The sequence below is a fragment of the Actinokineospora sp. NPDC051303 genome (genome assembly GCF_055586285.1).
In genome coordinates, this window is the sequence record NZ_JBVJIN010000005.1 from 115057 (window position 1) to 128049 (window position 12993).

A 12993-nucleotide genomic window follows, 5' to 3' on the forward strand; every position below is an offset into this window, starting at 1 on the left:
CATGATCGGCCCGCGCTCGGAGGGGGTTGGATGAAACGTCAGGTCAGCATCGGTCTGGCTGTCGTGCTGTTGGCGGCCGTGGTGGTGGCGATCGTCGTCGGGTCGGGGGACGACGAGCCGGACACGGCGGGCGCGACCACGGTGCGCGGGGTGATCGGGTCGGAGAAGGCGGCGTTCTTCGCCGACGCGCGGGTGATCGCCGCGTTCGGCAAGCACGGGCTGCGCGTCGAGGCCGATTCGGCCGGGTCGCGGCAGATCGCGACCTCGGTCGACCTCGCCCCGTACGACTTCGCGTTCCCGTCGTCCTCGCCCGCGGCGCAGCGCATCCAGCGCGACCGGAACATCACCACCGTCTACACACCGTTCTTCTCGCCGATGGCTGTCGCGACGTTCGCGCCTATCGCCGACCTCTTGGCCGCGCGAGGGGCGGTCAAGAAGGGCCCCGGCGACTACCAGGTGCTCGACCTCGCCGCTTACCTCGACCTCGCCAACAAGGGCACGCGGTGGGACCAGCTTCCCGGCAATACCGCCTATCCCGCGCGTAAGAACGTCCTGGTTACCACTACCGATCCGCGTAACTCCAACTCGGCGGCGATGTACCTGGCCGCGGTGTCCTATGTGGCCAACGGGAACTCGGTAGTGAGCACCGGGGACGCGGAAGCCCAGGTTCTCCCGTCGATCGGCAAGCTGTTCCTGGACCAAGGCTACACGCAGAACAGCAGCGAGGGCCCGTTCGAGGACTACCTGGCCGCCGGTATGGGCAAGACGCCGCTGGTCATGATCTACGAGTCGCAGTTCCTCGACCGGCAGCTTCGCGGCGACGGCTCCATCCGGCCGGACATGCGCCTGCTTTACCCGGCGCCGACAGTGCTGTCCAAGCACACGCTGGTCCCGCTCAAGGGCCAGGGCGACCAGGTCGGCAGGCTCCTGACCAGCGACCCGGAGCTGGTCCGGCTGGCCGCCGAGTTCGGCTTCCGCACCAGCGACCCCCGGCCGTTCCAGACGCTGGTCGCCGACCGCAAGCTGGCCGCCCCCGCCGACCTGGTCGACGTCGTGGAGCCGCCGAGCTACGAGACGCTGGAGCGAATGCTCGACGCCATCGGAAAGCAGTACCGGTGAGCGATCTCGCGTTAACCCCTCCCGATCCCGTCGAGCCGGTTCCGGTTGAGCGGGCGGCTGGCCTGATCCCGGTGGACGAGCCCGCCCGGCAGGCCGCCGCCGAGCGGGCGGACCGGTTCGCCGACGACCTCGCCGCGCTCGACCCGCGCTCCCCCGGCTTCGCCGAGAAGGTGGACGAGCTGCTGGCCGTCGGCGAGGCCGACATGCGGGTGGCCGCGACGATCGCCGCGAGCCTGCTCGACCGGTCGGCCGCCGCCCTCGCGGGCGCCCAGGGCACCCGGCCCGGCCCCGAGCAGGGGGTCACCACGAGCCTGGCCGACCTGCGGCGCACGGTCACCGACCTCGACCCGCGCGGCCTGCCCACGACCCCACGCAAGCTGCTCGGCCTGATCCCGATGGGCAACCAGGCCAAGCGGCTGCTCGACCGCTACCAGGCCGCGCAGACGCCGGTGAACCTGCTCGTGGTGGACCTGCGCACCCGCCAGGACCAGCTCCGCCGGGACAACGCGGCGATCAAGGGCGAGCGGGCGCGGATGTGGGAGACCATGACGCGGCTGTCGGAGTCGGCCGCGTTCGCCGAGGCGCTGGACACCGCCGTCGAACGGCAGGCGGACGTCCTCGACTACGCCGACCCGGCTCGCGCCACCGCGCTGCGGTCCGATGTGCTGCACCCGATCCGGCAGCGACACCAGGACGTGCTTACCCAGCTCGCGGTGTGCGCGCAGGGCTACCTCGCGCTGGACTTGGTGCGGCGCAACAACGACGAGCTGATCCGCGGTGTCGAACGAGCCGCGTCGACCACTGTTACCGCGCTGCGGATAGCGCTGGTGGTGAGCGGCGCGTTGGCCAACCAACGGGACGTGCTCGACGAGGTCGACGCGTTGCGCGGCACCACAGAGGGCCTGATGCGCACTAACAGCGACCTCTTAGCGCTGCAAAGCCAAGAGATCCGGCGCGCGAGCACCGACCCGGCCGTTGGCGTCGCCACTATCCGCGAGTCGTTCGACCAGATTTACCAAGCGCTGGACGCTATAGACCAGTTCCGGGTAAGCGCGACGCACAGCATGGCGACCACCGTCGCCGCGCTGAGCGGGGAACTGCGTCGCGCGGAGGACCACCTGCGCCGCTCCCACACCGCGGAAACGGCAGGAACCACACCAGTGCGCATCACCGAAGCGGGGGAAGCATGACCAGGTTCATCGCGGGCGTCACGGCGCTGGCGCTGGGCGCGAGCCTGCTGGCTGGCTGCTCCAGCGACGAGCCGAAGGTGAGCCCGGCCGAGCCGGGCAAGCTGCGCGTGCTCGCGGGCAGCGAGTTGGCCGACCTCCAGCCGGTCCTCGACCGCGCGGCCGCGGCCACCGGCGTGCGGGTCGAGTTCACCTTCACCGGGACCATCGAGGGCGCGCAGACCCTGGCCTCCGGCGCCGCGGACGCCGCCTACGACGCGGTCTGGTTCTCCGCCAACCGCTATCTGCAAGCGTTGCCCGAGGCGAGCCGCAGGCTGGGCGACCAGGCGAAGATCATGCAGTCCCCGGTGGTGCTCGGCCTGGCCAAGTCGAAGGCCGACGCGCTGGGCTGGACGGGCAAGCCGGTCGCCTGGGCCGACATCGCTGCCGCGGCGGGGGCAAAGTCGTTCAGCTACGGCATGACCGACCCGTCCGCGTCCAATTCCGGCTTCTCCGCTCTGGTCGGCGTGGCGTCGGCGCTGGCTAGCTCGGGCGCGGCGATCACCGCGGAGCAGATCACCGCGGCGACCCCAGAGCTGACGAAGTTCTTCGCCGCGCAGGCGATGAGCGCTGGCTCGTCCGGCTGGCTGTCGGAGGCGTACCAGCGCCGCGCGACCGGAGCGGACCCCGGCCAGAAGATCGACGGTCTGATCAACTACGAGTCGGTGCTGCTGTCGCTGAACGCGGGCGGCCTGCTCCCCGAGCCGCTGACCCTGATCTACCCCACGGACGGGGTGGTGACGGCTGACTACCCGCTCACCCTGCTCACCAGCGCGGGTGACGCCGCCCGCCAGGACCACCAGCGGCTCAGCGAGCATCTGCGGACTCCCGACGCGCAGCGCGAGATCATGGCGGCGACCAAGCGCAGGCCCGCGGTCCCCGGGGTCGCCTTGGCCCCCGAGTTCGGCGCGCAGTCGTTGGTGGAGTTGCCGTTCCCGGCGACGCAGGAGGCGTTCGACGCGTTGCTGTCGGCCTACTTCGACCAGATCCGCCGCCCGTCGCGCACCATCTACGTCCTCGACACCTCCGGCTCCATGTCGGGCGACCGAATCGAGTCGCTGCGCGCCGCCTTGGTCGGCCTCACCGGCGCTGGCGGCGACTTGGTGGGCAAGTACCGCAAGTTCCACGGCCGCGAAGAGGTCACCCTGATCCCGTTCGACACCGCCCCAAGGGCCCCGGTGGTGTTCACCGTCCCGGAAACCGGTCAACAGCCGGAACTCGACCGAATCAGAAATACCGCGCAGAGCCTGGAAGCCAGCGGCGGCACCGCGATCTACGACAGCCTCACCCGCGCCTACGACCTGCTGGCCCGCTCCCCCTTGGACGACCGCTTCACCTCCATCGTCCTGATGACCGACGGCGACAACACCAGCGGCAGCGACTACGACGACTTCCAGCGCACCCACGCCACCCGCTCCCCGGAATTGAAGGGAGTCCCGGTCTTCACCGTCCTATTCGGCGAGGGCAACCAGTCCGAAATGGACAGCCTGGCCACCACAACCGGCGGCAAAGTCTTCGACGCCCGAGGCGGCGACCTCGGCCCGGTCTTCCGGGAGATCCGTGGCTACCAGTAAACGGGTAATCCGCTACCTAGGCTCAACCAAGAACCTAGTCGCTTGCGTCTTAGGTCTAACCGGCGTCCTCTTACACCTAGTCGGCCTAGCAGGCGACTACTGGCTCCTAGTAGTGGCGGGCCTCTACCTGGTCGGCGCGTTAGCCACCCCACCAGACAAAATCCACCTGGCCACCGACCCCCACGCCGAAGCCTCCCACCTCCGCGCGGACCTAGACGCCCTAGTAGCCAAAGTCCGCGCGGAATCCCCCAGAATGCCCGACGGCGCCCTAACCCAAATAGAACACATAGCAGACATTCTCGGCGGCCTCCTCACCCGCCCCACCGACCTAGCGGCCGACCCCGACACCACCCACAACGTCACCCGCCTAGTCCGCGTAGACGTGCCTTTGGCCGTAGAAACCTACCTAAACCTCCCCTGGCGTTTCGCCGTAGCCAAAAAAGCGAACACAGAACTAACCACCCAACTAAACCTCTTAACCACCGACGCCGAGTCAGTAGCAACCCACTTCTTCGCCAACGACATCCGCAAACAAACCGACCACACCCGCTACCTCCGCGACCGCACCCAGGACTAAAACAACCCTCGGCAGCGGAACAACACCCCACCCTCCTCCTACCAACCACACCCCAACACCGCTAGGCACTCGACGCGCGCGGAGACAGCGCACCCGACCCCTGCCAGGCACCTAAAGGGGCCGGAGACAGCGAACCCGAGCATCTGCCAACCGGCACCAACGCTGCCAGGTGCTCGATGGGGTGGAGTGGTTTCTTCGGGGGAGAAGGAAGATCGCTAAGCTGGCTCCGCACGTGTGAGGCCGAAGGCTTCCCACCCGTCTTTCACACGGCGATCTTCCTTCGTAGGGGCCCCGAAGAAACCACTCCACCCCATCGAGCAACCCACACAACCCCTCACCGCAGAACTTGCAGATTCCCCATAGCAGAACCCAAATCAGGAACCACCCGAACCTGCAACCCCGCAGGCACATCACCCGAATCCGGCGGAATCAACGCCTTGGTGAACCCCAACCGCATAGCCTCAGCCAACCGAGCCTTCACCCCACTAACCCGCCGAACCTCCCCCGCCAGCCCCACCTCCCCCAACACCACCAAATCCGGCGGCAACGCCACATCCCGCGCAGCCGTAGCCACCGAAAGCGCGATAGCCAAATCAGCGGCAGGCTCAGGAATCTTCATCCCGCCCACAGTCGCCGCGAACACATCCGCGTCCCCCAGCCGAACCCCACCCCGCCGCTCCAACACAGCCAGCACCATCGCCACCCGAGCCGAATCAAGCCCAGACACAGCCCGCCGAGGCGTCCCCAGCGGCGACTTAGACACCAGCGCCTGCACCTCGCCCAACAGCGGCCGTTTCCCCTCCACCGCGACAGTGACCGCTGTCCCCGGCACCCCCACGTCCCGCTTGTTGAGGAACAACCCAGACGGATCAGGCACCCCGACGATCCCGCTCTCGACCAGCTCGAAGCAGCCCACCTCGTCGGCGGGCCCGAAGCGGTTCTTCACGCCGCGCAGCATCCGCAACGACGAGTGCCGGTCGCCCTCGAAGTGCAGGACGACGTCGACCAGGTGCTCCAGCACGCGCGGACCGGCGATGGACCCGTCCTTGGTGACGTGCCCGACGAGCAGCACCGGCAGGGCCCGCTCCTTCGCCAGCGCCACCAGCGCCGCGGTCACCGCCCGCACCTGCGTCACCCCACCGGGCGCGCCGTCAACCGCGGGCGAGGACATGGTCTGCACCGAGTCGACAACCAGCATCCCCGGCTGCACCGCGTCGACATGCCCCATCAGCGCGGACACGTCACTCTCCGCGGCCAGGAACATCGATCCGTGCACGTTGCCGGTGCGCTCGGCCCGCAGCCGGACCTGCCCGGCCGACTCCTCGCCGGTCACATACAGCGTCGGCCCGTACTCGCCGTCCCGGGCCGCCCAGCGGTAGGCGGCCTCCAGCAGCAGCGTCGACTTGCCCACCCCGGGCTCGCCCGCCAGCAGCACGACCGCCCCGGGCACCAAGCCGCCGCCGAGGACGCGGTCGAGCTCGGGGACGCCGGTGCGCCGGGCCTTGGCCGCCTCGATGTCGACCTCGGCGATGGGGCGCGCCGGGGAACTCGGCAGGCCCGCCGCGACCTTGGTCAGCGCGGCGCGCGGGACGCCGACTTCCTCCAGCGTGCCCCACGCCTGGCACTCGGGGCAGCGGCCGAACCACTTGGCGACGCCGTGGCCGCACTCGGCGCAGCGGTAGCCCGGCTTCGGAGTCTTGGTTGCCACGCGATCACCGTACGGGCGGGCACCGACAATCCAGTCAATCCAGTCGGTCGCGCCGCGCGTGTCAGTGCTCGGTCTTGGGCTGTTCCTCGCGGGGGCCGTTGGGCGCGGCGATGGGCAGGTCGAAGGTGACCGGGCCAGCCTTGGCGAAGACCAGGGTGACCGGGATGGTCTGGCCGGGCACGAGCTTGGCGTTGAGGCGCTTGAGCACGATCTTCAGCTTGCCGAGCTGGGTCCCGGTCGTGGTCGCCGGAGCGGTCGTGGTGGCCGCGGCGGACGAGGTGGGAACCGCCGACGAGGTGGGCGCGTGCGCGGACTCGGACGACTCGCCGTGTGAAGGCTCAGCGTGCGACGACGACCCGGGCTGGCTCGACTGGGCGTGCGCCGTCTCGGCGACCTTGGCCTCTTCGCCGGGGGTGCCGACGACCAGGACGGCGCCGCCGGGCAGCGCGGTGTCGCCGGAGACCTCGACGTCGGCCGCGGCGGGGCTGCTCAGCTCGACCAGGGAGTCGGCCTCGCCGCCGACGTTGACCAGAGTCAGGATGACCGGCGCGTCGGCGCCCTGCGGGTAGCTGCCGCCGTGCGGGTAAGCGAGCTTGGCGTCGCGGACCGCGATCTGGCCGACCTGCGCGAGCGACCCGTTCACCGACGGAAGCTGCGAGTCGGTCTGCGTGATCTGACCGGCCGAGCACCCGACGGCACCGAGGACTGCGGCAAGACCGAGTCCCAACGCGGCCGGGGCGAGGCGCAGCCGACCGGTCGAGTTCTGCTGTGCACGGCTCACGAGCGCTCCTGCGTCTGCTGCGGACATTTCACCTTCTCGGCTGGGAAGCCTAGCCCGCGCAATGCATCGGGCCCGCGTGTGGTCGGGCATATCACCTCGGGCGGGCTTGGCCGAATCACGTCCATTGTGGATGCGGAGGTGATCTCCAACCGTGGCCGCGGGCCTGGGGGCAATAGGGGCTGAGTACGCGAAAAGCGCTCTTGTCAACCCCCGTCCGCCTCCTGATGTGGCCGCTGACCTGCGCAGACGGTTCGCAGGTCAGTCTCCTCGACTAGGCGACCCGTGTTAAGATGGAGCCAGCGAAAGGGGCAGAGGACACATGGTTTTCAAGGTCGGAGAGACCGTCGTCTACCCGCACCACGGTGCCGCACTCATCGAAGCGATCGAGACCCGCGTGATCAAGGGCGAGGAGAAGAAGTACCTCGTCCTCAAGGTCGCGCAGGGTGACCTCACGGTTCGCGTCCCCGCAGACAACGCCGAGATCGTCGGCGTGCGGGATGTCGTGGGCCAAGAGGGTCTCAACCGCGTGTTCGATGTCCTGCGGGCGCCGCACACCGAGGAGCCGACCAACTGGTCGCGTCGGTACAAGGCGAACCTGGAGAAGCTCGCCTCTGGCGATGTGAACAAGGTTGCCGAAGTGGTGCGAGACCTCTGGCGGCGGGAGAAGGATCGCGGCCTGTCCGCTGGCGAGAAGCGGATGCTGGCCAAGGCCCGGCAGATACTGGTCAGCGAGCTGGCGCTGGCCGAGGGCACCGATGAGGACAAGGCCGAGGTCCTGCTCGACGAGGTCCTGGCAACCGCAACCGTCTGACCGCACGTCCCGACCGGGCCTCCCCCGGAACCTGGCCCGATTGTGACTTGCATGACACCCCGTGGGACGAACCTGGACAGGGTCCCTGAGCAGGCGAGCCGCCCGTGACCGCGGTCGCGCTCGTGCCCGCCGCCGGTCAAGGCGTCCGCCTTGGCCTCGGCACGCCCAAGGCTCTGGTCCCGGTCCACGGCACACCGTTGCTCACCCATGCCGTGCGCGGCCTGCTCGACGCGGGCTGCGTGCGGCATGTCGTGGTCGCGGCCCCGCCCGCCGAGGTCGCGGCCACCTCGAACCTGCTGGCCGAGGCCGGTCTCGCCGCCGAGGTCGTCCCCGGCGGCGCTGACCGCACCGACTCCGTGCGCCGCGCCCTGCGGCACGCGCTCACCGTCGTGCCCGACGCCCGGGTCGTGCTGGTGCACGACGCGGCGCGCGCGTTCACGCCGCCGGAGGTCATCCGGGCCGTGGTCGCCGCCGTCGCGGCGGGCGCGCCAGCGGTCATCCCGGTGCTGCCGATGGCCGACACGGTCAAACAGGTCGACGGCGCGGGCACGGTGACCGCGACGCCCGACCGGGCCGCGCTGCGGGTGGTGCAAACCCCGCAGGGATTCGATGTCGATGTCCTGACCAGGGCTTATGCCGCCGCGGGCGACTCGGCGACCGACGACGCTGGCCTGGTCGAGAAGCTCGGCGTGCCGGTGGCGACGGTCCCGGGCCACCCCTGTGCGATGAAGATCACAACCCCGTTCGACCTCGCGATCGCCGAGGCCGTCCTGTGCGCGAAGAGGAACCCGTGAGAGTCGGCATCGGCACCGATGTGCACCCGATCGAGGCTGGGCGGGACTGCTGGATCGCGGGCCTGCGCTGGGACGGGGTCGACGGCTGCGCCGGTCACTCCGATGGCGACGTCGCCGCGCACGCGCTGTGCGACGCGCTGCTCTCGGCCGCCGGTCTCGGCGACCTAGGCGCGGTGTTCGGCACCGGCGACCCGCGCTGGGCAGGCGCGCACGGCGCGGTCTTGCTCGCCGAAGTCCGCCGGTTGATCGAGGCCGAGGGTTACCGCGTCGGCAACGCCGCCGTGCAGGTGATCGGCAACGAACCGAAGATCGGTAAGCGCCGCGAAGAGGCGCAGACAGCGCTGTCTGCGGCGGTAGGCGGCCCGGTGTCGGTATCGGGGACCACCACGGACGGGTTGGGACTCACCGGCCGCGGCGAGGGCATCGCCGCGATCGCGACCGCGCTGCTGCTCCCCACCCGGTAGGGGTGGCGTTGATCACAGCCAACCGGGTGGCGGGCGGCATGGGGTCTCCCTTTACCGTTGAGGGCGTGGCCATCCGCGGCGTCCTGCTGGACTTCTCGGGCACCCTGTTCCGCCTGGAACCGAGTGCCCGACTTGTCGATGGCTTGGCCCAGCGCGACGGCACACCGCTCGACGCGGACCGGTACGCGGAGATCCTGGCGCTGCTGACCGTGCCGGTGGGCGTGCCCGCGCACCTGCCCGCCGACCTGCACGAGGCGTGGCACCGCCGCGACCTCGACCCGCAGGTGCACCGCGCCGCCTACGAGGCGTCGCTGGCGCACCCGGAGTTCGGGCTGGCCGAGGGCATGGCCGTGCGCCTCTACGACCTCATGCTCACTCCCGAGGCGTGGCGCCCCTACCCGGACGCCGGTGACGCGCTGCGCCTGCTCAAGGCCAAGGGCATCCCGGTCGCGGTGCTCAGCAACATCGCCTGGGACCTGCGGCCGACGTTCGCCCGGCACGGCTTCGACGCGCTCGTGGACGAGTTCGTCCTCTCCTACGCCGAGGGCCTGGTGAAGCCGGACCCGAAGATTTTCCGGCTGGCGTGCGAGCGCATCGGCGTCGCGCCGACCGAGGTGCTGATGATCGGCGACAGCGCCGCGGCGGACGGCGCGGCCGTCGAGGCGGGCTGTCGATTCGAGCGGGTGGAGCCGCAGGCGACCGCGAATCGCCCCGACGCGCTGCTCGGCGCGTTGCGCGCGCACGGCATCGCGGACTAGCGCCAAGAACGGGCCGTCTGGCCTGTCAAGTCAAACCTGGCACGAGTGACCCTCGCGTTGCCCGTACCATTTCCCCCAAGAATTGCAATGCTCCCACCAGGAGATCCAGGTGTCCCTGCACATTTTCGACAGCGCAAGCCGCAGTCTGCGTGAGTTCAGCGCGCTCACGCCCGGGGTCGCCTCGATCTACGTCTGCGGCGCCACTGTGCAGGGCGTTCCGCACATCGGGCACGTGCGCAGCGGGCTCAACTTCGACGTCGTGCGCCGGTGGCTGGCCCATGGCGGCGCCGATGTCCGGCTCGTCCGCAACGTCACCGACATCGACGACAAGATCCTCTTCAAGGCCGCCCAGGCGGGCAGGCCGTGGTGGGAGTGGGCGGCGACGCACGAGCGCGCGTTCGACTCGGCCTACGACACGCTGGGCTGCTTGCCGCCGTCCGTTGGACCGAGGGCGACCGGGCATATCACCCAGATGGTCGAACTTATGCAGCGGCTGATCGACGCTGGCCACGCCTACGCCTCCGGTGGCGACGTCTACTTCTCCGTCGCCTCTTATCCCGCGTACGGCGAGCTGTCGCGGATGAAGCTGGACGAGGTGCAGCAGGGCGAGGCGTCCGCCGAGGGCAAGCGCGACCCGCGCGACTTCACCCTGTGGAAAGCGGCGAAACCGGGCGAGCCGTCGTGGCCGACGCCCTGGGGCCCGGGGCGGCCCGGCTGGCACCTGGAGTGCTCGGCGATGGCGCGCGCCTATCTTGGCCCCGAGTTCGACATCCACGGCGGCGGCGTCGACCTCGTTTTCCCGCACCACGAGAACGAGCAGGCGCAGTCCCGAGCCGCGGGCGACGGGTTCGCCCGGTACTGGATGCACAACGCGTGGGTCACCATGAGCGGCGAGAAGATGTCGAAGTCGCTGGGCAACGTGGTGTCGATCCCGGAGATGCTGAACCGGGTCCGCGCGCAAGAGCTGCGGTACTACCTCGTCGGCCCGCACTACCGGTCGATGATCGAGTACTCCGAGGCCGCCCTGGACGAGTCGGTGCGCGCGTACCAGCGCATCGAGTACTTCCTGCGCAAGGTCGCGCAGCGGACCGGCGTGGTCGCCCCTGGCGCCCCCGGCCCCGAGTTCGCCGCCGCCATGGACGACGACCTGGCCACCCCCGCCGCGCTCGCCGCAGTGCACAACGCGGTCCGCCTCGGTAACACCGCCCTCGACGCGGGCGACGAGGAAACGGCGCGCGCGGCGGCGGCGGCGGTGCGCGGCATGACCGGTGTGCTCGGCCTGGACCCGCTTTCGCCCCAGTGGTCGGACACCTCCGCCGCCGACACCGGGCTGCGGCAGGCGCTGGACGCGCTCGTCGAAGACCTGCTGGAGGAACGCCAGCGGGCCAGAGCCGACCGAAACTTCGCGTTGGCCGACGCGATTCGAGACCGCCTGCTGACCGCGGGCGTCACCGTCGAGGACACCCCCGGCGGTCCATTGTGGACACTGAAGGACAGCTGACGTGGCAGGGAACTCCAGGCGCCAGGGCGCGATGCGCAAGCCGGGCACCAAGAAGGGCGCCGTAGTCGGCTCCGGTGGGCAGCGACGCAAGGCGCTGGAAGGCAAGGGCCCCACCCCCAAAGCCGAGGAACGCCCCGGCCACAAGGCTTACCGCAAAGCGAACGCGGCCGCCAAGCGCACCCAGGGCAGCAAGGACAAGCCCGTCAACGAGTTGGTCGCTGGCCGCAACCCGGTCGTGGAATGCCTCCGCGCTGGCGTCCCATCGACGGCGCTTTACGTGGCCATCGGCATCGACGCGGACGACCGCGTCGCCGAGGCGGTGCAGCTTGCGGCCGACCGGGGGATCTCCGTGCTGGAGGTGTCCCGCCCGGAGCTGGACCGGCTGACTCACGCCGCGATGCACCAGGGCTTGGCCTTGCAGGTTCCCCCCTATGAGTACGCCCACCCGGACGACTTGCTTGACGCGGCGGTCGGCACGGGTGAGCCTCCGCTGATCGTTGCGCTCGATGGGGTGACCGATCCGCGCAACCTTGGGGCGGTGATCCGGTCGGCCGCGGCGTTCGGGGCCAACGGGGTGCTGCTGCCGCAGCGGCGGAGCGCGGGGATCACGGCCGTCGCTTGGCGGACCAGCGCGGGGACAGCGGCGAAGCTGCCGGTGGCGGTGGCGACGAACCTGACTCGGGAGCTGCGCGCGCTGGCGTCGCAGGGGCTGATGATCGTCGGCTTGGACGCGGACGGGACGGTGGAGCTGGACGAGTTGGAGTTGGCGACGTCGCCGTTGGTGGTCGTGGTCGGGTCCGAGGGGCGCGGGCTGTCCCGGCTGGTGAAGGAAGCCTGCGATGCCACGGTGTCGATTCCGATGGCGGCTGGGGTGGAGTCGCTGAACGCTTCGGTGGCGGCTGGGGTTGTGCTGGCCGAGGTCGCTCGGCGGCGGCGGGCTGCTGGGCGCGTCTGAGTCTTCGCGGGTTGGCTCGATGGGGTGGAGTGGTTTCTTCGGGGCCCCTACGAAGGAAGATCGCCGTGTGAAAGACGGGTGGGAAGCCTACGGCCTCACACGCGCGCAGCCAGCTTAGCGATCTTCCTTCTCCCCCGAAGAAACCACTCCACCCCATCGAGCACCTGGCAGCGTTGGGTGCGGTTGGCAGGAAGCCGGATCTGCCGCGCGGGCGCACGGCACGGCTTATGTGCCAGCCCGGTATACGCCGCGCCGCGCAGGCGACCGGGAGGACTCGTCCACGCCGACGGTCGTGCCGGTGTCAAGGAGCGGTGTCATGGTCCTCGACCCGCGCATCCCGATAGGCCAGGTTGCTACGGGTGATGAGGGTGTGGGGGTGGTCGGGGCCCAACACCCGCACCATGTCGGCGAGCAACGCCTCCAACGCAGTCACCGCCCCGGCAGGATCACCCGCTGCACCCCGCCAATCGGCTAGGTTGCCACGGGTGGTGAGGGTGTGGGGGTGGTCGGGGCCCAACACCCGCAACCGATCGGCGAGCAACGCCTCCAACGCGGACACCGCCGCGACAGGATCACCCGCCTCACCCCACCACCGGGCCAGGTTGTGGCGGGTGGTGAGGGTGTGGGGGTGATCGGGGCCCAACACCCGCACCATGTCGGCGAGCAACGCCTCCAATGCAGTCACCGCCCCGGCAGGATCACCCGCTGCACCCCGCCACCGGGCC

At 70.1% G+C, this 12993-nt stretch carries 13 protein-coding genes; 10 read left to right on the plus strand and 3 right to left on the minus strand.

Annotated elements, in window-relative coordinates; translation table 11 throughout:
• Nucleotides 1-30 precede the first annotated feature (30 nt).
• The 4 genes from ACZ6SD_RS05965 to ACZ6SD_RS05980 all read left to right on the plus strand — a co-directional run bounded on the left by ACZ6SD_RS05965 (nucleotide 31) and on the right by ACZ6SD_RS05980 (nucleotide 4496).
• Entirely contained in the window at nucleotides 31-1119 is a 1089-nt protein-coding gene (locus ACZ6SD_RS05965) for a hypothetical protein (RefSeq protein WP_465315785.1), read from the plus strand.
• A complete protein-coding gene (locus ACZ6SD_RS05970; RefSeq protein ID WP_465315786.1) occupies nucleotides 1116-2309 on the plus strand; it encodes a toxic anion resistance protein in 1194 nt (397 codons plus the stop codon). The genes ACZ6SD_RS05965 and ACZ6SD_RS05970 overlap by 4 nt, the downstream gene beginning before the upstream one ends.
• The gene (locus tag ACZ6SD_RS05975; protein ID WP_465315787.1) at nucleotides 2306-3919 is read left to right on the plus strand and encodes a VWA domain-containing protein; all 1614 of its coding nucleotides are present in this window, start codon (nucleotides 2306-2308) and stop codon (nucleotides 3917-3919) included. The genes ACZ6SD_RS05970 and ACZ6SD_RS05975 overlap by 4 nt, the downstream gene beginning before the upstream one ends.
• Before the next feature lie 112 nt (nucleotides 3920-4031).
• The gene (locus tag ACZ6SD_RS05980; protein ID WP_465315788.1) at nucleotides 4032-4496 is read left to right on the plus strand and encodes a hypothetical protein; all 465 of its coding nucleotides are present in this window, start codon (nucleotides 4032-4034) and stop codon (nucleotides 4494-4496) included.
• A gap of 334 nt (nucleotides 4497-4830) precedes the next feature.
• On the opposite strand, the gene radA is transcribed toward ACZ6SD_RS05980, so the two are convergent.
• Nucleotides 4831-6204 carry a DNA repair protein RadA gene (radA, locus tag ACZ6SD_RS05985; protein WP_465315789.1) on the minus strand — a complete coding sequence of 458 codons (1374 nt, stop codon included), beginning with the start codon at nucleotides 6202-6204 and terminating at the stop codon, nucleotides 4831-4833.
• Nucleotides 6205-6265: 61 nt separating this feature from the next.
• Nucleotides 6266-6985, minus strand: a complete 720-nt coding sequence (locus tag ACZ6SD_RS05990; protein ID WP_465315790.1) for a hypothetical protein — start codon at nucleotides 6983-6985, stop codon at nucleotides 6266-6268.
• Nucleotides 6986-7304: 319 nt separating this feature from the next.
• On the opposite strand from ACZ6SD_RS05990, the gene ACZ6SD_RS05995 reads away from it, so the two are divergent.
• The 6 genes from ACZ6SD_RS05995 to rlmB all read left to right on the plus strand — a co-directional run bounded on the left by ACZ6SD_RS05995 (nucleotide 7305) and on the right by rlmB (nucleotide 12268).
• A complete protein-coding gene (locus ACZ6SD_RS05995) occupies nucleotides 7305-7796 on the plus strand; it encodes a CarD family transcriptional regulator (protein WP_018682461.1) in 492 nt (163 codons plus the stop codon).
• A gap of 104 nt (nucleotides 7797-7900) precedes the next feature.
• Nucleotides 7901-8590, plus strand: coding sequence for a 2-C-methyl-D-erythritol 4-phosphate cytidylyltransferase (gene ispD, locus ACZ6SD_RS06000; protein WP_465315791.1), 690 nt, complete (start codon nucleotides 7901-7903; stop codon nucleotides 8588-8590).
• Nucleotides 8587-9054 (plus strand): 2-C-methyl-D-erythritol 2,4-cyclodiphosphate synthase, encoded by a 468-nt coding sequence (gene ispF / locus ACZ6SD_RS06005; protein ID WP_465315792.1) that lies wholly within the window; start codon nucleotides 8587-8589, stop codon nucleotides 9052-9054. The genes ispD and ispF overlap by 4 nt, the downstream gene beginning before the upstream one ends.
• 65 nt (nucleotides 9055-9119) lie before the next feature.
• A complete protein-coding gene (locus ACZ6SD_RS06010) occupies nucleotides 9120-9812 on the plus strand; it encodes an HAD family hydrolase (protein WP_465315793.1) in 693 nt (230 codons plus the stop codon).
• Nucleotides 9813-9921: 109 nt separating this feature from the next.
• Entirely contained in the window at nucleotides 9922-11313 is a 1392-nt protein-coding gene (cysS, locus tag ACZ6SD_RS06015) for a cysteine--tRNA ligase (protein ID WP_465315794.1), read from the plus strand.
• A gap of 1 nt (nucleotide 11314) precedes the next feature.
• Nucleotides 11315-12268, plus strand: coding sequence for a 23S rRNA (guanosine(2251)-2'-O)-methyltransferase RlmB (rlmB, locus tag ACZ6SD_RS06020; protein WP_465315795.1), 954 nt, complete (start codon nucleotides 11315-11317; stop codon nucleotides 12266-12268).
• 301 nt (nucleotides 12269-12569) lie between these two features.
• Here rlmB and ACZ6SD_RS06025 read toward each other — a convergent pair.
• Nucleotides 12570-12993: tetratricopeptide repeat protein (locus ACZ6SD_RS06025; RefSeq protein ID WP_465315796.1), on the minus strand; the 424-nt coding region annotated here is incomplete at its 5' end.

Coding starts and splice junctions, on each gene's coding strand:
- ACZ6SD_RS05995 (WP_018682461.1), top strand. CDS start 7,305: ATGGTTTTCAAGGTCGGAGAGACCGTCGTCTACCCGCACCACGGTGCC.
- ACZ6SD_RS05965 (WP_465315785.1), top strand. CDS start 31: ATGAAACGTCAGGTCAGCATCGGTCTGGCTGTCGTGCTGTTGGCGGCC.
- ACZ6SD_RS05975 (WP_465315787.1), top strand. CDS start 2,306: ATGACCAGGTTCATCGCGGGCGTCACGGCGCTGGCGCTGGGCGCGAGC.